Source organism: Allosalinactinospora lopnorensis (assembly GCF_000981225.1).
In the GTDB taxonomy this organism is placed as follows: domain Bacteria; phylum Actinomycetota; class Actinomycetes; order Streptosporangiales; family Streptosporangiaceae; genus Allosalinactinospora; species Allosalinactinospora lopnorensis.
On record NZ_LAJC01000009.1, the window covers coordinates 14,000 to 34,330 of the forward strand.

A 20,331-nucleotide genomic window follows, 5' to 3' on the forward strand; every position below is an offset into this window, starting at 1 on the left:
ACGGTCTCGGTCCGGCCGGCCCGGCGAATCCCCGGCCCGCGCCGGTGCGCGTACTTTTGCGTCTCCGCGGGTGTGCCAGCACTACCCGCCGCTGTTGTGCTGCCGCCATAGCGGGTGTGACGTCCGAAGCCTAGGTTTGAGGAGAGGGGAGACGAACGAGAGTAGGCGGGAATGGCGGGCACCCTCATCGTCAAGGCCAGGGCCCGGGCGGTCGGCGTCGGGGCGGAGATCGCCGCCGAGCGGCCGTGGCGGGAGCGGCTGGTCGCACTGTTCCACCTGCTCACCTCGTTCGCCCTCTCGCTCGGGTACCTGGTTCCGGCCGCCATGCTGATCGGCTCCGCGGTATGGCTGGGAACGGTGGTCGCGGTCCCGCTGTCGGAGGGCCCGGCCCTCCCGCCCGGCCACTTCCTCGCCGGCGCCGTCCTGTTCCTGGTGCTCTTCCCGGCCGCCGCCACGCTTCTGGCCCGGCTGGCCTGCCACATCCAGCGCAGCCGGCTGGAGAACGTCTTCGGCGTCGTCGAGACCCGCGCTCCCGACCCCACGGCGCCGAGTACCGGCCCGGCCCGGCTGGCCGGCTACGTCTTCGGTAGGGAGGCGTGGTCCGCGCTGCTCTACAGCACCGTCGCCGCGGTCCAGGGGATCTTCTCCGGCGGGCTTATCCTCGGCCTGATCGGGTTCGGCATCGGCGGCGCCGTCGGCTCCCTGATCGGGCTCGGCTACGCCGCGGCCGAGGGGGCGCTCTACGAGGCGCTGAACACGAGCCCGGCGCCGCTCGCCTGGATCGTCCTCGGCCCGGTCGCCGGTGTGCTGGGGATCTGGCTGGTCCTGCCCCTGGTCCGGCTGGAGGTCGTGGTGACCCGGCGACTGCTGTTCGACGCCCCCGAGGCGCGGGTCCGGCGCCGCCTGGTCCAGTTGCGGGACAGCCGGTCGCGGATGGTCGACGCCGCCGAGGCCGAGCGCCGCCGGATCGAACGCGACCTGCACGACGGCGCCCAGCAGCGCCTGCTCTCGGTGACCATGACGCTGAGCCGGGCGCGGGCGAAGTTCGAGCGCGACCCGGCCGCCGCCCGCGCGCTCCTGGAGGAGGCGCACTCCGAGGCCCGGGCGGTCATGGCCGAGCTGCGCGAGGTCGCACGAGGGCTGCACCCCGGGGTCCTCACCGACCACGGCCTGGAGGCGGCGCTGCCGGTCGCCGCGGGCCGCTGCCCGCTGCCGGTCCGCCTCGATGTGGACCTGGCGGAGCGGCCCTCGCGCCGGGCCGAGGGGGTCGCCTACTACGTGACGTGCGAAGCGCTCAGCAATGTCGCCAAACACGCCGATGCCCGAAGCGTCACCGTGCGCGCCGAGCGGGTCGCGGGCACCGGCGGGGACCTGCTGCGGCTCACCGTGACCGACGACGGCGCGGGCGGCGCCGACCCCGAGACCGGTACCGGCCTCTACGGCCTCTGGGACCGGGTCGACGCGGTGGACGGCGAGCTGCGGCTGTACAGCCCCGAAGGCGGGGGGACCGTCCTCACCGCCGACATCCCCTGGGAGGCCTGACCGTGCGGATCATCATCGCCGAGGACTCGGTTCTGCTGCGCAGCGGGATATCGAAGCTGCTCGAGGACGAGGGCATCGAGATCGTGGCGCACGCCGACGACGCCGACGAGCTGCTCGCGGCCGTCGCCGAGCACGACGGGGTCGACCTGTGCATCGTGGACATCCGCATGCCCCCTGGCTACTCCGAGGAGGGGATGCACGCCGCGATCCGGATCCGGCGCGAGTACCCGGACGTGGCCGTTCTGCTGCTGTCCCAGCACGTGGTCGGCAGGTATGCGGCGGAGCTGCTCGGCGGCGGCTCCGCCAAGGTCGGGTACCTGCTGAAGGACCGCGTCGCCGATGTGGACGAGTTCCTGGAGACGCTGCGCCGGGTCGCCGCCGGCGGGGCGGCCATCGACCCCGAGGTCGTCTCCCAGCTGCTGAGCCGCAAGCACGACAGCGCGCTCGACCTCCTCAGCCCGCGCGAGAACGAGGTCCTGGGCGTGATGGCGGAGGGAGCGAACAACGTGGGGATCGCGGAGCGCCTGTTCATCACCGAGCGCGCGGTCGAGAAGCACATCCGCGCGATCTTCAGCAAGCTCGGCCTGGGACGGCACGAGCACGACCACCGCCGGGTGCTGGCGGTCCTGGAGTACCTGCGCGGTACCGGGCCGAACGCGGCCGGAGCCGGCTCAGTGACGGGGACGACGACGGGGGCCAATCACCCCGGAGAGGAAAGGGCATGACGTTCAGTGGCAGGGGCCTCTACGCCTCATCGAGCAAGGAACCGCGCCAGCGGCACTTCGGCTGGCTGGTCATCGGGGTCTGCGTCGCGATCGCGGCGCTGGTCGTCGGCGGGCTGAGCGCCGTGGGCGGGGTGGCCACCAGCTCCGAGTCCCGCGGCGACACGTTCGACGGGGCCGAACGGCTCGTGGTGGACAACCAGACATCGGGGGGGACCCGGATCACGGGCACCGACGGGGACACGGTCACCGTCGAGCGCACGTTGCGCGGCAACCCGCTGCACTCCGTCGAGGAGGACGTCCGGCTGGACGGCGACAGCACGGTGAACGCCGAGGCCAGGTGCACCGGAATGCTGATCTTCGGTGGCTTCGGCGGCTGCAGCGCGGACTACGAGATCGGCGTTCCGGAGGGCACCGAGATCACGGTGGAGACCGCCTCCGGCGCGGTGGGCGTCCGGGCCGTCGAGGGCGGGGCACCGCTGTCGGTGTCCACCAAGTCGGGGCAGGTGGAGACCACGGACGTGACCGCCGACACGTCGGTACGGACCTCATCAGGAGCCATACGGCTCCACGGGGCCGAGGGCGACATGGATCTGGAGTCCACCTCCGGAGCGATCCAGGCGAGCGGATCCGGAGAGAACATCAAGGCCACCGCGACATCCGGAAGCGTCGGTCTCAACGGGATCAGCGCCACCGACCTCACGGTCGAGACCACGTCGGGCGCGGTGCGGGTCGACGGCGGATTCGGCACCGCCGACTTCGCCGCCACGTCCGGTTCCCTGGACGTCAACGCCGCCGAACCGTTCCAGCGCATCACGGCCGACACCACCTCCGGCGCGATCGACCTGCGGGTACCCGGCGGTTCCTACGACGTGATGGGCAGCTCCACCAGCGGCAGCCGCGACATCGCGGTCGACCGGGACAGTGGAGCCGAAGCGGAGATCGACGCCAGCACGACCAGCGGCTCCCTCAGCATCACACCGACCGGCTAACTCCGCGCGGGCGGTGCGCCGCCCGGGCTCCTCCCTGAGGGCATCCGGCACGCGTGTCGGGTGCCCTCACGCATGGCCTACGCTTCGCCTAGCGTTGCTGATCGGAAAGGGAAGCGGTGGCCGTGACTCCGCTCCCCCGCCTGAAGGAGGGGGCTTCCAGCCCGAAGGCTACGGTCCAGCCCGAACCGGTCCCTTGCGGGACGAAGAGAAAGTACCACAGGTCAGGGAAGCGATTCCCCACCGGCTGAAGCCGGCGGTCCCCTCGCTAGGAGACGGATGGAAGGAACCACACTCACAGAGGTCTGGCAGGACGTTCTCACGATCCAGCCGGCACCTCCGCAGTGGCTGATCATCGGGGCCGGAGTGGGTGCCCTGCTCGTAGTGCTCACCCGCGATCCGTGGCGCCTCGCCCGCAACGTGGTGACCATCGCCCACGAGGGGGGCCACGCCCTGGTCGCCCTCCTCAGCGGCAGGCAGCTCACGGGCATCCGGCTGCACTCCGACACCTCCGGAGTCACCGTCTCGCGGGGCAAGCCCACCGGGATCGGGATGATCCTCACCGTGTTCGCCGGCTACGTGGCGCCGTCGCTGGTGGGACTCGCCGGGATCCTGCTGCTGCTCGGAAACCGGATCACCGCGCTGCTGTGGATCAGCATCCTGCTGCTGGCCGCGATGCTGCTGCTGATCCGCAACGTCTACGGCGTCGTGTCCGTTGTCGGTACCGGCACGCTGGTCTTCCTGGTCTCCTGGTTCACCCCAGCCGAGGTGCAGGCCGGCTTCGCCTACCTGTTCACCTGGTTCATGCTCCTCGCCGGCGTGCGGCCGGTGTTCGAGATGCAGGCGCAGCGCCGGCGGCAGCCCACACCGCAGTCCGACGCCGACCAGCTCCACCGGCTGACCGGGCTGCCCGCAGCCTTCTGGGTGTTCGTCTTCTTCCTGGTGAACGCGTCCGTACTGGCGCTGGGGATATGGCTACTGCTGGTCTGAACGGCCCTGTGAGGGCGCCGTGCACGGAAAGCGTGCGGTGCCCTCGCTCACCGGCGGCCGTCCGACTCAGTTCGCGCTGGGGGTCTCCAGGGGCGCGGCGAGCGCCGACTCGACCGTCGGGAAGACCGGGATCCGGGTGTCGATTCCGGTGACACGCAGGATCTGGGCCAGCCGCTCGGTGACGCAGGCGATGAAGAGCGTCCCCCGGCGTTCCCTGGCGGCCTTGTAGGACTGGATGAGAACCCGCAGTCCACTGGAGTCGATGAAGTCCAGCCGGGTGCAGTCCAGAACGACGCGTTGCCGCGGCCACTCTGCCAGGGAGTGTAGAACAGCCTGGTGGAACTGCTCCTCTGTGGCCATGTCGATCTCTCCGACGAGGACGAGGACCACACCCCCGTCGTCGTTGCGGACGGTGATTTTCAGCGCGGGCATACTCGCTCCGGGGTGAGACGGCGCTCTCAAAGCCCGACCCGGTAGCACATCGATTCGCGCGTCTCCTGGTCGGGAGCGGGCGTCGGACACGCCCGTCGACGCGCAGGTGATCGCGCCGTTAGGGCGGAAGTGCTGATTCATCGGTAGCTATACCCCTCATGCCGACATCGAGGGCGTGTCAGGCATCTGGATGGTGGTCGTCGTGCGCCCAGGGCTGCGACGTCGGCTCGGGCTGCTCCGACCGGGACTCCGGCTCACTTCGGTCGGGTGCGCCCTGGTGGACGGCCTGCGGACTGCAGGCGACGCGCCCGCTCATTGCTAGGACGCTTGATATCCGGCGTCCGCAGGACACTACCACATGACTGTGGCCTATTCGTGACTTCAGTGACGCGAGCGTGTGTTCAGGGGCCATGTCCGTTTCGGAATCCTCCCGCTCGCGGGTGTCGCCTTCGTCTCACACATCAGGCTAGCCGCGGGGGAAGTCAGCGGGAGCCTCCTCCATGGAACCACTTCCCGTGGGAGTGGTCCCAGAGGATTCCGTGGCCGGTTCCGGCCCTTCCTGCTGCAGCACCCATATGCAGGCCGAAAGCGTCAGGGGGACCGCCACGGTGAGCGCGAGGGCCGGGATGGCGATCCCGGAGTCGTTGAAGGCGAACCCGGCCACCGCCGTGACCAGCGACCCGGTGAGCCCGGCACGCAGCATCGGCGCGTACTCGTAGGCGCGCTGCAGCGTGCCCACCCGCCAGTTGGTGGGCTTGTTCAGCACCGCGAACAGGAAGAGCAGCGCACACGCCGACAGAAGGGTCAGCTGCCAGTTCCCCAGTGTGCCGAGCATCCCGCTCAGCTTGCGGGTGATCAACGTCATCGCCTCGCCGCCGAGGACCTCCCCGGCGAAGTACCCGAAGTGGGTGCGCTCGTTCGCCGGGCGCAGGTAGTCCAGGTACGACATCAGCGCGATGACGACGAACGCGATGCCGAGGACGGCGACCATGCGCGCCGCCGTCACCCGCCGGCTGGCGATCATCAGCACCGTCACCGCCAGCCCGGGGATGATCCCGAGCACACCGCCGAAGTCGGTGCCCAGGCCCGGCCAGCCGATGACGAACAGCGCGGAGACGCCGACCACCAGCGCCGCGACCATGGCGCTGGTGCGCCGCCCTCTGGCCAGTAGCAGGTGTGCGATCCCCGCGACGGTCATGAGCATCCCGGTCGCGAACGTGGCGAACGCGATGTTGCCCAGCCCGTAGAAGCGCCCGGCCACGATCGGCGTGTAGCCGGTGGGCGAGTTCATCTGCAGGTTGGCGCCGGTGCACATGTCGACGAAGAGGACCACGGTGGTGATGCCCGCGACAACGGTCATCGGACCGAGAATGGTGCGCCGCCACGGCCCGGCCATCGCCAGGGCGACCACGGCGGCGTCGGCCAGCAGCACACTGCACAGCAGGGCGAGCTGCGGAACGTTCGCCGACCACCACGGAAGCAGGTTGGCCAGGTAGCTGGAGACGGGGAACGCGGCGCCCCCCAGCGCCACGACCCGCGTCACCGACAGCACGTGCACGCGTTTTCGGAGGTTCCGGTGGCCGTAGCGGTGCAGCGCGTAGGCGGCGGCCGCGTAGATGAGCAGCTGTACGGCGACGAGGCCGCTGAAGAACCCGGGCGTGTGCGACTCCACGACCTTCGCGGCCGTGTTGAACTTCACCAGTTCCTCGACCGCCTCGCCGGTGGTGGGCGGGCGCTCCACCTGCGCCATCGTCCGGCCGACCATGCCGGGCTCGGTCTGCAGCGCAGACGTGCGCAGCAGCGTGGTGCTGACGTCGGTCAGCGCGACCAGACCGTCGTGCCGGGTGGACTCCGACGTCAGGTAGCCGCCGTCGTAGTGGTCGCCGCCGGAGCCGGGACCGCGCAGCATTACGGCGTTCAGCTCGGAGGCGCCGGCCTCCACCGAGACGCCGGCCACCATCAGGACGGAGTCCTCCGGCAGCACCTCCAGCACGTCGCCGAGCTGGTCGTCGATCGCGGCGAGACGGTCGATCCGGTCGGTGTCCTCGATCGGGTCGGGCTCCGGCTCCTCCTCCTCGGGCTTCTCGTCCTCGTCGTCGATCTCGGCGTCGGGGTCCTCGGGCGGTTCGAGGTAGAGGTCGGCCAGGTCGTCGAGCTCGATGACGGACAGCCGGGCGGCCTCCAGGTCCCGGCTGTCCAGCTCGCCGACACCGCCGAGGTAGCGGTCGACGCGGCCCTTCTCATCGGCCGCGGCCAGCGCGGCACCGGGCCCGACGGCCAGCGTGGAACCGCCGGCGTCGTGGACGGCCTGGCCCAGCAGGCCGGTCCGGGCGGCGTAGGAGGAGGCGGCGTTGGCGTCGACGTGGTCGGTGAAATCGGGGACGACCGCGCCTCGCCATCGGGCTCGGGCGGGACGGGAAGTTCGCAGATGAAGTACTGCTGGCGCTCGCTGAAGGCGCGCTGGCCCGCTGATACGGTCAGCCAGCCGTCGACCGGGCAGGTGCGGGAGGTCGCCGCGCGGATCGACATGTTGCCGATCGCGCTCTCCCCGGCGAGCTCCCACAGGCGCGGGGTGGTGTCGGGGTCGATCTCCTCCCACATGAGCCCGGGCACACCGACCAGGACCACGGAGCCGGCCGGACGCTCGGGCGCGGGCGCGTCGGGCGAGGCGGCCGCGGGACCCGCCGTGACCACGATCAGCGCGAACAGGGCCGCCGCGGCGGCGACGCCCCGCGACAGCACCCCCCGCAGCGCCAACGCGCCAACCCCCCTTGAGCCTAGACCGCCTGAACCGGCTCCATCTGCTCACCCTAACCACCGCACGTCCGCGTACGAGGGAGACGCACGGGAGCCCGCGGCGTGCGTGGGCAGGGCCGTTAGGCGCGCAGGCCGCTAAAGGCGACGGTGGCCACGGTGTCGGCGAGTTCGGGCGCGTCGATGCCGTGCCCGGGCCGGTACCATTCGGCGATCGAGTTGACCATGCCGAAGAGCAGGCGGACGGCCACGGCGGGGTCGATGTCGGGGCGGACGTCGCCCGCCGCCACGCCTTCGCGGACCAGGTCGCCGACGAAGTGGTCGAATTCGCGCCGCCGCTCTAGGGCGTGCTGTTCGACGTCGGTGTTCCCGCGGACCCGCAGCAGCAGCGTGACGTGCGGGAGCTGGTCGGCCAGGACGTGCACGCTGCGGCGCAGCACGTGTTCGAGGCGGTCGATAGCGGGGCCGCTGGTCGCCGCGGGTTCGCGGGTGACGGCGAACAGGGCGTCCAGGGCGCGGTCGAGCGACTGCCGCAGCAGTTCCGACTTCCCCGCGAAGTGGTGGTAGATGGCGGACTTGGTCACGCCGAGGGCCCGCGCGAGGTCCTCCATGCTGGTGCCGTCGTAGCCGCGCTCGTTGAACACCTGCACGGCCACGCGCAGCACGGATTCCGCGTCGTAGCCCGGGCGCCCGGCGCGCCGCCGGGCCGGGGCCGGTTCGTCGGATACGGGCGTACTGGGCACAGTCGTCGAATCTACCGGTGTCGGGTCCATTCACGCCCCCGGATCGCTTCCCTTCCGCGCAACGGTGCGCAAGGCCACAGCCGCTACGCCGGGCGCTCGTCGACGATGCGCCTGATCTTGCCGACGGAGCGCTCCAGTGTTCCGGGCGCCGTCACCTCGACGGTGCCGCTCACACCGGTGTGCTCCTTGACCGCCTCCCGCAGGCGCTCCCCGGCCTCCTCGACCGCCGTGGCCGTGGCCTCCGGCCGGTGCTCCACCCGGACGGTGAGCTCGTCGAGCCGCCCGGGCCTGCGCAGCACGAGCTGGAAGTGCGGGGACAGCGCCGCGATGCGCAGCACCTGCTCCTCCACCTGGGTGGGGAAGAGGTTCGCTCCGCGGATGACGACCATGTCGTCGCTGCGTCCGCTCACCTTGGCCATCCGGCGGAACGCGGGCCGGGCCGTGCCGGGCAGCAGCCGCGACAGGTCGCGGGTGCGGTACCGGACGACCGGCAGCGCCTCCTTGGTCAGCGAGGTGAAGACGAGCTCGCCTTCGGTGCCCTCGGGAAGGACGCCGCCGTCGACCGGGTCCACGATCTCGGGCAGGAAATGGTCCTCGAACACGTGCAGGCCGTCCTTGGCCTCGACGCACTCGTTTGCCACGCCCGGCCCCATGACCTCGGAGATCCCGTAGATGTCGACGGCGTGCAGGTCGAATGTCCCCTCGATCTCGGCGCGCATCGCCTCGGTCCACGGCTCCGCCCCGAGGATCGCGGTGCGCAAGGAGGTGTCCCGAGGGTCGAAGCCCTGGGCGCGGAACTCGTCGGCGATGGCGAGCAGGTAGGACGGCGTCACCATGATCGTCTCGGGCCGCAGGTCCCGGATCAGTTGCACCTGCCGCGCCGTCTGGCCGCCGGACACGGGGATGACGGTGCAGCCGAGCCGCTCGGCCCCGTAGTGAGCGCCGAGCCCGCCGGTGAACAGGCCGTACCCGTAGGCCACGTGCACCTTTTCGCCGGGCCGCCCTCCGGAGGCGCGGATGCAGCGGGCGACCAGGTCGGACCAGATGTCCAGGTCGCCGCGCGTGTAACCGGCGACGGTGGCGTGGCCGGTGGTGCCGCTGGAGGCGTGCAGGCGCAGGACGCGGTCCATGGGGACCGCCATGGCCCCGTACGGGTAGGCGTCGCGGAGGTCCTGCTTGGTGGTGAAGGGGAAGCGGGCCAGGTCGGCCAGTTCGGTGAGGTCCTCCGGAACGACTCCCGCCGCCTCGCATTTGCGCCGGTAGAACGGCTGGTGCTCGTAGGCCTGCCGGAGGGTCCACCTGAGCCTGCGGAGCTGGTGCTCCTCCAGCGTGTCGCGCGAGGCGCGTTCCATGGGATCCAGGTCGTCGGGCGCGGGGGCCCGGCCCAGCCGCCGCGGGGTGCGCACGCGCCCGTGGCGGGGGGAAGCCTGTTCGGTCACCGCTCGTCCTTCCGTCGCTCTCCCGCCCGCCCGACACTGCCCCTTGCGTACTGAACGAACGGTCGGTTAGTAATACCTCAAGAGAAGCACCACCGGCGGGCCACCTGTCAAGAGGGCCGGCACCCGCACAGCACACGTTGGGAGAACGGACCCGTGGCCACAGTCAGCGCGGACCCCGCGGAGCTCTTCGAACGGCACCGAGACACCCTGGAACAGGCGGTCACGGCGATCCACGAGCGGCACTGCTGGACGCCCTACCCCGAATCGCCCAGACCGAAGGTCTACGGGGAGGAGGCGGCGCCCGCGGGCGAGGCCGCGTTCCAGGGCTACCTCGGCCAGGACTTCCCGCTCGACCAGCCGGGCGGGAAGGACCGCGTCGTCACCGAGCGCTCGCCCTACGGGATCACGCTCGGCGTGGGCTACCCGCACGTCGACCCCGACACCCTGGTCGCCGCGGCCCGGGACGCGCTGCCGTCCTGGCGCGACGCCGGCCCCCGGGCGCGCGCCGGCGTGTGCCTGGAAGCGCTGCACCGGCTGAACCGGCGCAGTTTCGAGATGGCCCACGCGGTGCAGCACACCAGTGGCCAGGCGTTCGTCATGGCGTTCCAGGCCGGCGGGCCGGAGGCCCAGGCGCGCGGCCTGGAGGCACTGGCCTACGGCTACGACACGACCACCCGCTACGCCGGCTCCGTGCGCTGGGAGAAACCGCAGCGCAAGGGGGACCCGCTGGTGATGGAGAAGAGCTTCCACGCCGCGCCCCGCGGGGTGGCGCTGCTCATCGGCTGCAACACCTTCCCCACCTGGAACGCCTACCCGGGGCTGTTCGCCAGCCTGGTCACCGGCAACCCGGTGATCGCCAAACCGCACCCGCGCGCCGTCCTGCCCATGGCCATCACCGTCTCGGTACTCCGTGAGGTCCTGGCCGAGGCCGGGCTCGACCCCAACACCGTGCTGCTCGCCGCAGAACGGAATGACGAAGGGCTCGCCGCGACACTGGCCACCCGGCCCGAGGTGCGGATCGTGGACTTCACCGGCTCCACCGGGTTCGGCGACTGGCTGGAGAACAACGCGCGCCAGGCGTTCGTCAGCACCGAGAAGGCCGGGGTGAACGCCGTCGTCGTGGACTCCACCGACGCCTACCGGCAGATGCTCGGCAACCTTGCCTTCTCGCTCTCGCTGTACAGCGGGCAGATGTGCACGACACCGCAGAACATCTTCCTGCCCGGCGGCGGGATCGACACCGACGAGGGGCACAAGAGCGCCGAGCAGGTGGGCGCGGACCTCGCGGCGGCGGTGTCCAAGCTGCTGGGCGAGCCCAAGCGGGCCACCGGCGTCCTCGGCGCGATCGCCAACGACGGCGTGCTGCGCCGCATCGAGGAGGCGGGCGGGCTCGGCGAGGTCGTCCTGGAGTCCACCGAGGTGGCACACCCGGAGTTCACCGAGGCCGCCGTGCGCACCCCCCTCATCGTCAAGCTCGGCGCCGACCGCCGCGACGTGTACGGCCGCGAACACTTCGGCCCGATCTCCTTCCTCGTCAGCACCGGGGACACCGACGAGGCGGTGCGGCTGATGCGCGAGACGATCACCGAAGGCGGGGCCCTGACGGCGGCGGTGTACTCCACCCGGGAGGACGTCCTCGACGCGGCCGAACGGGCCGCGCTCGACGCGGGCGTGAACATCTCGGCCAACCTGACCGGCCAGGTCTTCGTCAACCAGTCGGCCGCCTTCAGCGACTACCACGGCAGCGGCGCCAACCCGGCCGCCACCGCCGCCCTCACCGACCCCGGCTACGTCGCCGGCCGATTCCACTTCGTCCAGTCCCGCCGCCCGGCCTGACCTCTCCTCGAATCCTGGCCGGGTCGGCGCCTCCCGGCGAGGACGGTGCCGACGCGGCCAGGATCAGCCCAGCAGCCGCCGCACCCTTTTGGTGAGGGGGTGGTCGGGGCCCAGGACGCGCGCGGCGTCGTCATGAAGGTCGCGCAGGTGGCTCCAGGCGTTGTCGAGCTCGCCGAGAGCCGCATGGCCGCGGGCGATCCCAAAGCGGACCTCAAGGGCCTCCTCCGTGTCCTCCTCGCCGAGCGCGCGGTAGCCGTCCAGCAGGTCGAGCAGCACCTCGATGGCCTCGGAATGCCGGTCCAGGTCGACCAGGCAGCCGGCCAGGCCATCCCGGCAGTCGAGGACGTCGGCGCTTCCCTCCCCGTGGTGCTCGATGAGCAGCGGGAGGAGCCGCCGGTACTCCCGCTCGGCCTGGTCGAAGCGGCGGGCGTAAAACCAGGCGTCGGCCCGCAGGTACATGAACAGCAGCCGGACGTCACCGGGCAGCTCTTCCGCGTTGGCGAGCGCGTCGGAGAGGAGGTCACCGGCCTGGGTAAACCGCTGTTCGCCCACGAGGTGGTCCACCTCGGCGCGCACCTGCTCCGGGTCGATCGGCCCGGTCGGCTGCGGCGCGGGGAAGGGAGGCGTGGCCGTTCCCGCCTTTTCACCGGCGCGGGAACGGGGTGCGAACGGGTACCGGAACGGGCGGGTCGGGTCGTGCTCCCCACTCGTGTCAAGGGTTCCCGCCGGCCGCGGCGCCGGAAGGAAGGGGGCCAGCCGGGTGAGGACCTCGTCGGCGTGGGCCGGGCGGTCGGCCGGCTCCTTGCTGAGGAGGTCGGCCAGGAGGGCGGCGAGCGGTGCGGGCACGTTGTCGCGGAACTCGCTCGGTGAGGGCGGGGCGGTGTTCACGTGCTGGTACAGCAGCGCCTCGGGGAGGGAACCGGTGAACGGGGGGCGGCCGGTGAGCATCTCGAACAGCAGGCAGCCCAGCGCGTACAGGTCGGTGCGTGCGGTGACGTCCTTGCCGGTGCACAGCTCGGGGGCTACGTAGGGCGCGCTGCCGAGCGCCTTGTGGCTGCGGGTGAGCCGGGAGACGCTCGGATCGAGCAGGATCGCTATACCGAAGTCGAGAAGCTTGACGGTGCCGTCAGGGCCCACCATGATGTTGGCGGGTTTGATGTCGCGGTGCACCAGGAAGCCGGAGTGCGCGGCGGTGAGAACGGAGGCGAGCTGCGCCCCGATGGCGGCCGCGCTCTCCACGGGCAGCGGACCCCGCTGCGCGAGGAAATCACCGAGGTCCCGCCCCTCCACGAGCTGCATGACGAGGTACAGCTCCCCGTCCTCGGTTCCGGCGTCGTAGACGGCCGGAACGCCCGGGTGCTCGACCCGGGCGGTCATCCTCGTCTCCCGCAGGAAGCGCTCGACCAGCACGTCGGCCTCCGTGCCGGAGACACTCAGGTGCTGCCTGCTCATGAGTTTCACGGCGATCCGCCGGTCGAGCCGGCGGTCGTAGCCGCGGAGCACCACGCCCATGCCGCCCTGGCCGATCGGCGCGGTCAGCTCGTAGCGGTCGGCGATGACGCGCTGCTGGAACATCGGAGGGCCCAATCAAGCCGGGGGAGGGGCGGGTCAGGCGGCGTCGCGGCGCAGCCGCCGGTAGGCGCGTCCGCGGGCCCTGCGCACGAACTCCTCCCGGAATTCGTCGTTGTCGCTGAACATTCGGAGGAACGCGGTCCTGTTCTCGGCGCTCTCGTACACCTTGTCCTCGAAGGCGGTGTCGAAGACCAGGCCGAAGTCCTCCTCACTGTTGGCGTCGGCGGCGTTGGCCATCCCGGGTTTTTCCTCCACGAGGGCGTTGATGGGGTCGCCCATGTCCCCCGGCTGTATGTTCCCGCCGTACTTCTTGTTGAGCTCGTCGATGAGGTCCTGCAGGGAGCCCATTTCCGGCTCTTGCGCGGTGCCGCTCCCGCCTTCGGCGAAACCGGGCAGCACCTGCTCGCCCTCGGCGGTCAGACGCTCGTCGTGCACGCCGGTACGGGTGAGCCGGAACCGCTCGATGTAGGTCCCCGACAGGTCGACGTCGGACTCCTCCTTGCGGTCGGGCAGCCGGTTCAGCAGCAGCTTGCCGTACTGGAACAGCCGCTCCAGCCCGGCGTCGGTGAACGGCACTATCTGGGCGAGGAACGCGTACATCCGGACGAAGTCCCGCAGGGCACCGCGGAAGGACTCCGCGGTCTCGGGGTCCTCCTCCTGCAGCCGGACGAACCGTTTCAGGGCGGGATCGGTGTGCCGGTTCATCTCCGTGTGCAGGTGCTGCCATTCGCGGCCCTCGGCGCGGGAGCGGTCGGCGGCGGCGAACGCCTCGGCGAAGTCGGCGAGCTCGTGCTCGACCAGGAGTTGGTGCTCCATGACCTCGCGCTCGGCCGCGTAGAGCAGGTTGGGGTCGGTGGGGGTGGTCAGGGTGGTCTCGTAGTACGGCTGGAAGGACTTGCGGATCTCCTCGGCATCGTTGGCGAAGTCGAGGACGAACAGGTCGTCTTGGCTCTTGGCCGGGTGGGTGCGGTTCAGCCGGGACAGGGTCTGCACCGCCTGCACGCCGGTGAGCTTGCGGTCCACGAACATCGTGGTGAGCAGCGGCTGGTCGAAGCCGGTCTGGTACTTGTCGGCCACGACGAGGATGCGGTGCTCGGGTTTGCCGTTCGCCGGGGCGTCCGGGTCGTCGGCGCGCGTGTAGCCGAACCGGTCCGGCAGCTCCCTTTCGCCGAACCCGTTGATCCTGGTCTCGGTGACCCGGTCGTCAGGGTTGCCGCCGACCTCCAGCTCCCCGGAGAACGCGACGAGCGCCCCGCAGTCGCCGTAGCCCAGCGTCTCCGCGTACTCGGTGATGGCCCGGTGGAGCTTCACGGCGTGGTTGCGCGACCCGGTCACGACCATCGCCTTGGCGCGGCCGCCCATGCGGCGCCGGGTGTCCCGGTGCACGTGCTCCACGATGACCTCGGCGCGCTGCTGCATGCTCTCCGGACTGAGCAGAGCGAACCGCACCAGCGCCGAACGGGCCTTCTTGGTGTCCACCTCGTGGTCGGCGGCGTCGGGCCCGGCCAGCCGGAAGTAGTTGGCGTAGGTGATGTAGTTGCCGAGCACGTCGAGGATGAAGCCCTCCTCGATGGCCTGGCGCATCGAGTAGATGTGGAACGCCTCGGGGGTGCCGGTGACCGGGTCGGGGGTGCCGAACAGCTCCAGGGTCTTGTGTTTCGGGGTGGCGGTGAACGCGAAGAACGACAGCTCCGGGTGGCGGCCGCGCGCCAGCGCCGAGGCGGTCAGCGGGTCGCCGTCGGCGTCGATGTCGTCGCTGCCGAGCTTGCGCAGCGCCCGCTTCATCGCCGAGGCCGAGTCGCCGGACTGAGAGGAGTGCGCCTCGTCGGCGACGATCGCGTACCGGTTCCCGCGCAGCGACGTGACCTGCTCCAGCACGTAGGGGAAGGTCTGCAGGGTCACGATGACGATCTTCGTGGTGGCGTCGGCGAGCGCCGCCGCGAGCTGGCCGGACTTGCTGCCGTCGGTCGTGGTGATGCGCTTGACCACGCCGGGAGTGTGGTCGAACTGGTAGATGGTGTCGCCGAGCTGCTTGTCCAGCACCGACCGGTCGGTGACCACGATGGTCTTGTCGAACACCAGATGGTCGGGGCCCAGCACGGCGCCGGGGGCGAGGCCCGCGGGGTCGGGCACCGTGTGCAGGGTGGACAGCCGGTGCGCCAGCCAGGCGATGGTGTTGGACTTGCCGGACCCGGCGGAGTGCTGGATCAGGTAGTTGTGCCCGCTGCCGTGCCGGGCGACGTGGTCGGTGATCCGGTCCACGGCGTGCCACTGGTGGTAGCGCGGGAAGACGAGCCGCCGCTCGTGCGGTTGGGCCTTGCTGCCCTTCTCCGGCAGCTCCAGGTGCAGGAACCGGCGCAGCAGGTCCAGCCAGGTGTCGCGCTGCCAGATCTGTTCCCACAGGTAGCCGGTGGCGTACCCGGAGGGTCCCGCGGGCGGGTTGCCCCTGCCGCCGGAGACGCCGGGCCCGCCGGAGCCGGTGTTGAACGGCAGGAAGGCGGTGGCCTGCCCGTTCAACCGTGTGGTCAGGTGCACCTCGTCGGGGTCGACCGCGAAGTGCACCAGGGCGCGTTTGCGCAGCAGCGGTTCGCGGGGGTCGCGGTCGGTGCGGTACTGCCGCTTGGCGTGCTCCACGGTCTGCCCGGTGAGGGGGTTCTTCAGCTCGGCGGTGGCCACCGGCACCCCGTTGCAGAACAGCACCAGGTCGAGGGACTTCTCCGGGGTCTTCGCGGAGTAGTGCAGTTGCCGGGTGACGCTGAGGACGGTGGCGTCGTACTCGGCGAGGGCGTCGGCGGCGCCCGCGCCGGCCGGTTTGAAGAACGCGAGCCGCACCTGCACCCCGCGGTCCTTGACCGGGTGCCGCAGCACGTCGAGCGCCCCGCGCCGGTCGATCTCGCGGGCGACGTGCTCGGCGAAGCGCCGCCGGAACTCCGCGGTGTCGCCGCCGTAGAGCTCGGTGAGCCGCTCGCACTCCTCGGGCTGGGTGCGCCCGAGGAACTCGAACAGCCGCCGGGTGTCGAGCGCGAGCCGCCGGTCGTAGTCCTTCTGGAGCCCTTCCACCCATCCGCCGGCCCCGGTGAGCGAATCGACGATGACCGTCTCGAACGCCGCTTCGTGGTGCGCGGGCTTCGGCGAGGGCATGGGGGCGACTCCTTCGGCGCGCGAGGCTCCTTCCGACGCCCCAGTATGGTCGAGATCACCGACCCTCGGCGGCGAAACGGGGTGAACCGGGCATACATCCGCCTGGTCGGATTCCGCCATTCGTGGGGCCTGGGCTGTCCAGCGGTCAGGCGGCCAGCCGGGCGGTCGCGCTGTGTAACGATCTACGGGGCGGGCATGGTTGTTGGCCCGAGTAGTTCCACCCCGAGGAGTCCCCATGGAGCGTCCCTGGGACGTGAACCCGGCAGCGCGGTTCAAGCGGCGGCTGGGCAAGACCGCCGCCGAGCTGGGCGACAGCCGGATCGGAAAGGACTGCCCTGAATTCTGGGAACTCGATGACGGCGATGTGGCGATCATCGGACGCGACGCCACCCGGCTGCTCGCCGACCGGATACCCCCGCAGGTGAGCATGGCACCGGACGAACGCATCGTGGTCGTCCCGGGAAACCAGTTCCGATCCACCGTCGCGGACGTTGTCGATGAGTGAGCAGATCTTCCACCGGATCCGCCAGGCGCGGGGGCGGGTACTCGACCGGCCCACCTACCACGCGGACAGCGACCAGGAGCAGGCGCGGCTTACCGGCGGCGTGATCTGGAAACTCGAACGCTCCCAAGTGTTCAACGAGGTCGGAGACCCCGCATGGGAGGCCATGCTGGCCGGTGACTGGGCGCGGGTCATGGAGATCTTCGAAAGCGAGCGCGAGGCGATCAGCCAAGAGTTGCGCGACAACGCCGAGCAGGGACTGGAGTTCCGCCGGCTGCGGATCGTGGAAAGCCCGCCGACGCCGTACCTGCGTTGGGAGTCGCACAGCCACCGGATCTTCGTGGAGTGCGGCCACCCGATCCGGGCTCTGGACGCCGCGGAGGTGGCCCATCTCGAAACGGTGGGCCCGCTGCCCGAACTGATGGTGTACGGGGATCGCGTGCTGTACCAGGTGCGCTACGACGAGGCGTGGACCCCCATCGGAGCCAAACGCGTCGACGATCCCGAACTCGTGTCCGGGGCGGTGGAGGCGATCGCCCGCCTGTGGCGGTACGGCGAGCCGTTCCCGGACTACTTCGAGCGTGAGATCGCCGGACTTCCCGCTCCTACGGTCTTCCACCCGGGGTGAGCCGATCGGTTATCCGCGTGGCCGGATTCCGCCATACGTAGGGTGTTGAGTGTCCAACGCGCCGGGGCGGGAACGTACCCTTATCCCGCCCCTGAACACGGGAGGATCCCAGTGGAACGTCTGTGGGACGTGAAGCCCGACGCCCAGTTCAAGCAGCGTCTCGGAAAGACAGCCGCCGAACTGGAAAAGAGCCGCACTAATGATGACTGCCCGGAGATCTGGGAACTCGACAACGGTGATGTGGCGATCGTGGGGCGCGACGTCACGGAGCGCTTCAGCGACCGCCTTCCGGCCGGGCTGAGCATAGGTGCTGACGAGCGATTGGTGGTTATTCCCGGGGAGATGCTGCGAGCCGCGAAGCCGGACATCGCTGATGTTTGACACCATACGCGCGGCTGAGGGCGCGGTTATGGACCGCCGCGCCTACCACGCGGACGCCGCCGCCCTGCGCGCGAGCCCGGCCATGACCGGTGATGTCTGGAAGCTGGAGCGGTCGCAGGTTTTCTCCGAGTCGGGAGATCCGGCCTGGGAGGCGTTCCGCTCCGGTGACTGGGACCGGGTCCTGGAGATCTTCGAAGGCGAACGCGAGGACATTCGCGCGGAACGACAGGACTACGAGCGGTTGGGGCTGCGGCTGCGGCGGCTGCGCATCGTCGAGCTTCCGCCCACGCCCTACCTGCTGTGGGAGGCGCACAGCCACCGAATATTCGTCGAGTGCGGCTTCGAGATCCGCGTGATCGACGCCGGGCACATCCGCCACTTCGAAAGTGAGTACCCGCTTCCGGAACTCATGGTGTACGGCGGGCAGGCTCTCTACCACATCCGTTACGACGAGAACGGGGTTCCGGCCGGGGCGAAGCGGATCGATGATCCCGCGCTGGCGCACGCCGCCGCGCGAACCGTGTCAGAGTTGTATGGGCAGGCAGAAGCGTTTGTGGACTTCTTCGAACGGGAGATCGCACCAAGAGCACCGGTCTACACCGCAACCTGAACCGGGGCGGCGAACACCCAGGCCGCCCTCCACTGCCGAGCGCGGAAGTACCCGGCCGCTGACCGTTGCTACGATTCTGCTGCTCATCGTGGTGGCGGTCGTGCTCGTCGGCGTCTCCCCACTGGGGCTGCGGGTCTTCGACGGTGCCGACGGGGAGTGGGAGCGGCTGAGCCTCATCGGGCAGACCTATGGCGCGGTCTCCGCGCTGATCGCGGTTCTGGCGCTGGTCGGCGTGGCGGTGACACTTGTCTTCCAGGCGCGGGAGACCAGGAGGGCGATCGAGGAAACCCGGCGCCAGGCCATGAGTGAACTGCTGCGGATGGCCATGGACGATCCCGACCTCGACGAGTGCTGGGGACCGGTCCCCGACGGGGAAGACCCCAAGACGCGCAAGCAGCAGCTCTACACGAACATGATCATCTCGCAGTGGGCCAGCGCTTTCGAGATCGGTGCGCTTCCAGAGGAGCGGTTGCGCGCGGTGGCCCGCGAGATGTTCCAAGGCGCGGTCGGCTACGCCTACTGGACACGGGCGCGCGACATGTCCTCTATGACCGAGGGAACCCGGCGGGAACGGCGGTTCGTGGCGATCCTCGACGAGGAGTACCAGAAGGCCGAGCCCGCCGAGCCCGCGCGGCGTGAGGACGAGGAGGGCAGGGAGCGCACCCGCCACGGTGTGGGGCGTCTGCTGCTCGCTTTCGCTGCGGGCACGGCAGCGGTCGGGGCCGCCGCCGGGGTCGTTCGGCGCCTGCGCCGGGACACCCCTCCCTCGTCGATCTTGAGCATTCCGTTCCTTCGTGCGTTCGTGAAGAAACGCTTCCCTCAAGAGCCCTGAGGGAGGGGAAGAGGTTACAGGTGGGCTCGCCGCACCGCCGAGAGAAACGCCGACCACTCGGCCCCGGGGAAGGACAGGTGCCCCGCGCGGGGACGCTTGGAATCCCGCACGGCGACGGAGGAGGGGAGCTGGGCGTACTCGACGCAATTGGCGTTCGATCCGCTGTGGGAGGACACGTGCCAGGCGGTGCTGGAGCATTCGAGGCAGTCTGCGTTCGACCCGCTGTAGGAGCTCTTACGCCAGGTTGCCGCTGAGAGTCGAGCGCTCATGGGGGACGCCTTCATTCGTGATCGAGTTCCTTTGCAATGGCCGCAACAGTATCCACGGACTCCTGCTGCGTCAGCGCGACTGACTTCAGCCTATCGGCCTCGCTTCGGAAGAAGGCGACCTGTTCCGGCTTCTCCAGGAAAAGCCCGGAGATCTTGTGGTCCAGGTAGACCACGGGCCCGTCCTTGGCGAAGTCGAACAGGGCGAAGGCGCCGTCCAGGCCGGTGTGCGCGCCTACGGAGTAGCGCAACACCCACAGGTTCACGTTGGGACGCTCGGTGGCCTCGATGAGGTGCCGGAGTTGACGTGCCATGGTCTTCGGGCTGCCGACGATTCGCCGGAGCGCGCACTCGTCCAAGATCACGTCGAAGGCCGGTGGCTTCTCCCGGCTGAGGATCGCCTGCCGGCTCATCCGCGCGGCCACCCGGATCTCGGCGTCCTCCTCTGAGACACCGCACGCCTTCATAACCACCCGGGTGTAGTCCGGTGTCTGCAACAGGCCGGGGATAAGTAGCGGCTGGAAGTTGAGGATGCTGGTCGCGGCGGGCTCGATCTGGATGAGGGTCCTCGATTCTTGGGACAGCGGCCCCTGGACCTCCCACAGGTTCGGCTCGTCGGCCCGCTCGGTCTTGGCCAGCAGGCGCTCGCGTTCCTCACCGGTGACGCCGTAGATGACCAGAAGCGAGGCCACGTCCTCGGTGGTGATGCCCTGCTTGCCGGTTTCGATCCGGGACAGCCGGGAGGGCTGCCAGCCGAGCTGTGTTGCGACGTGGCGGAGGCTGAGATGCCGCGTGTTGCGCAACGATCGCAACTCCGCGCCCAAGCCGCGACCGGCGATGGTGCTCTGACGTGCTTGGGGCATGTTCTCCTCCGCGATCGGATTCCAGGTCTGGCTAGGCGGCTGGCGCGATGATCCGCACTGGACGTGAATGTGTTGTCCGTGTCCTCAGT

The 20,331-nt window shown here is 70.2% G+C and carries 17 protein-coding genes and 1 pseudogene; 10 read left to right on the forward strand and 8 right to left on the reverse strand.

The window, feature by feature from the left end; genetic code table 11:
• Window positions 1-171 precede the first annotated feature (171 nt).
• From VS93_RS05030 to VS93_RS05045, 4 genes are all read left to right on the forward strand, one after another.
• Window positions 172-1,542: a sensor histidine kinase gene (locus VS93_RS05030; protein WP_082126633.1), complete on the forward strand. Its 1,371-nt coding sequence runs from the start codon at window positions 172-174 to the stop codon at window positions 1,540-1,542.
• Between the two features lie 2 nt (window positions 1,543-1,544).
• Window positions 1,545-2,267, forward strand: a complete 723-nt coding sequence (locus VS93_RS05035; protein ID WP_082126634.1) for a response regulator transcription factor — start codon at window positions 1,545-1,547, stop codon at window positions 2,265-2,267.
• Window positions 2,264-3,256: a DUF4097 family beta strand repeat-containing protein gene (locus VS93_RS05040; protein ID WP_046468845.1), complete on the forward strand. Its 993-nt coding sequence runs from the start codon at window positions 2,264-2,266 to the stop codon at window positions 3,254-3,256. Before VS93_RS05035 ends, VS93_RS05040 begins: the two co-directional genes overlap by 4 nt.
• Window positions 3,257-3,532: 276 nt before the next feature.
• Window positions 3,533-4,243 carry a M50 family metallopeptidase gene (locus tag VS93_RS05045; RefSeq protein WP_046468846.1) on the forward strand — a complete coding sequence of 237 codons (711 nt, stop codon included), beginning with the start codon at window positions 3,533-3,535 and terminating at the stop codon, window positions 4,241-4,243.
• A gap of 66 nt (window positions 4,244-4,309) precedes the next feature.
• Here the strand turns inward: VS93_RS05045 and VS93_RS05050 are convergent, their stop codons facing one another.
• The 4 genes and pseudogenes from VS93_RS05050 to paaK form a co-directional block, all read right to left on the reverse strand.
• The gene (locus VS93_RS05050) at window positions 4,310-4,675 is read right to left on the reverse strand and encodes an STAS domain-containing protein (RefSeq protein WP_046468847.1); all 366 of its coding nucleotides are present in this window, start codon (window positions 4,673-4,675) and stop codon (window positions 4,310-4,312) included.
• Window positions 4,676-5,141: 466 nt separating this feature from the next.
• Window positions 5,142-7,426, reverse strand: a pseudogene (locus VS93_RS05055) (hypothetical protein).
• A 125-nt stretch (window positions 7,427-7,551) separates the two neighbouring features.
• The gene (locus VS93_RS05060) at window positions 7,552-8,085 is read right to left on the reverse strand and encodes a TetR/AcrR family transcriptional regulator (RefSeq protein ID WP_046468907.1); all 534 of its coding nucleotides are present in this window, start codon (window positions 8,083-8,085) and stop codon (window positions 7,552-7,554) included.
• 170 nt (window positions 8,086-8,255) lie between these two features.
• On the reverse strand, window positions 8,256-9,611 hold the full coding sequence (gene paaK / locus VS93_RS05065) for a phenylacetate--CoA ligase PaaK (protein WP_236700348.1): 1,356 nt from the start codon (window positions 9,609-9,611) through the stop codon (window positions 8,256-8,258).
• A gap of 153 nt (window positions 9,612-9,764) precedes the next feature.
• Here paaK and paaN point away from each other — a divergent pair, with 153 nt between their 5' ends.
• Entirely contained in the window at window positions 9,765-11,447 is a 1,683-nt protein-coding gene (paaN, locus tag VS93_RS05070; protein ID WP_046468848.1) for a phenylacetic acid degradation protein PaaN, read from the forward strand.
• Window positions 11,448-11,510: 63 nt separating this feature from the next.
• Here the strand turns inward: paaN and VS93_RS05075 are convergent, their stop codons facing one another.
• Together VS93_RS05075 and VS93_RS05080 are read right to left on the reverse strand one after the other, a co-directional pair.
• Entirely contained in the window at window positions 11,511-13,022 is a 1,512-nt protein-coding gene (locus tag VS93_RS05075; RefSeq protein WP_046468849.1) for a serine/threonine-protein kinase, read from the reverse strand.
• Window positions 13,023-13,055: 33 nt separating this feature from the next.
• Complete coding sequence (locus VS93_RS05080; protein WP_046468850.1) at window positions 13,056-16,160, reverse strand: type I restriction endonuclease subunit R; 3,105 nt, start codon at window positions 16,158-16,160, stop codon at window positions 13,056-13,058.
• A 235-nt stretch (window positions 16,161-16,395) separates the two neighbouring features.
• On the opposite strand from VS93_RS05080, the gene VS93_RS05085 reads away from it, so the two are divergent.
• The 5 genes from VS93_RS05085 to VS93_RS05105 all read left to right on the forward strand — a co-directional run bounded on the left by VS93_RS05085 (window position 16,396) and on the right by VS93_RS05105 (window position 19,113).
• Window positions 16,396-16,665 (forward strand): hypothetical protein, encoded by a 270-nt coding sequence (locus VS93_RS05085; protein ID WP_046468851.1) that lies wholly within the window; start codon window positions 16,396-16,398, stop codon window positions 16,663-16,665.
• The gene (locus VS93_RS05090) at window positions 16,658-17,290 is read left to right on the forward strand and encodes a DUF6879 family protein (protein WP_046468852.1); all 633 of its coding nucleotides are present in this window, start codon (window positions 16,658-16,660) and stop codon (window positions 17,288-17,290) included. Before VS93_RS05085 ends, VS93_RS05090 begins: the two co-directional genes overlap by 8 nt.
• Window positions 17,291-17,401: 111 nt before the next feature.
• Complete coding sequence (locus VS93_RS05095) at window positions 17,402-17,671, forward strand: hypothetical protein (protein WP_046468853.1); 270 nt, start codon at window positions 17,402-17,404, stop codon at window positions 17,669-17,671.
• Window positions 17,664-18,281 (forward strand): DUF6879 family protein, encoded by a 618-nt coding sequence (locus tag VS93_RS05100; protein WP_046468854.1) that lies wholly within the window; start codon window positions 17,664-17,666, stop codon window positions 18,279-18,281. Before VS93_RS05095 ends, VS93_RS05100 begins: the two co-directional genes overlap by 8 nt.
• A gap of 100 nt (window positions 18,282-18,381) precedes the next feature.
• Window positions 18,382-19,113 carry a DUF6082 family protein gene (locus tag VS93_RS05105; protein WP_201776555.1) on the forward strand — a complete coding sequence of 244 codons (732 nt, stop codon included), beginning with the start codon at window positions 18,382-18,384 and terminating at the stop codon, window positions 19,111-19,113.
• A gap of 14 nt (window positions 19,114-19,127) precedes the next feature.
• On the opposite strand, the gene VS93_RS27685 is transcribed toward VS93_RS05105, so the two are convergent.
• Complete coding sequence (locus tag VS93_RS27685) at window positions 19,128-19,382, reverse strand: DUF397 domain-containing protein (protein WP_082126644.1); 255 nt, start codon at window positions 19,380-19,382, stop codon at window positions 19,128-19,130.
• 11 nt (window positions 19,383-19,393) lie between these two features.
• Window positions 19,394-20,242 (reverse strand): helix-turn-helix domain-containing protein, encoded by an 849-nt coding sequence (locus VS93_RS05110; RefSeq protein ID WP_046468855.1) that lies wholly within the window; start codon window positions 20,240-20,242, stop codon window positions 19,394-19,396.
• Between the last annotated feature and the right edge of the window lie 89 nt (window positions 20,243-20,331).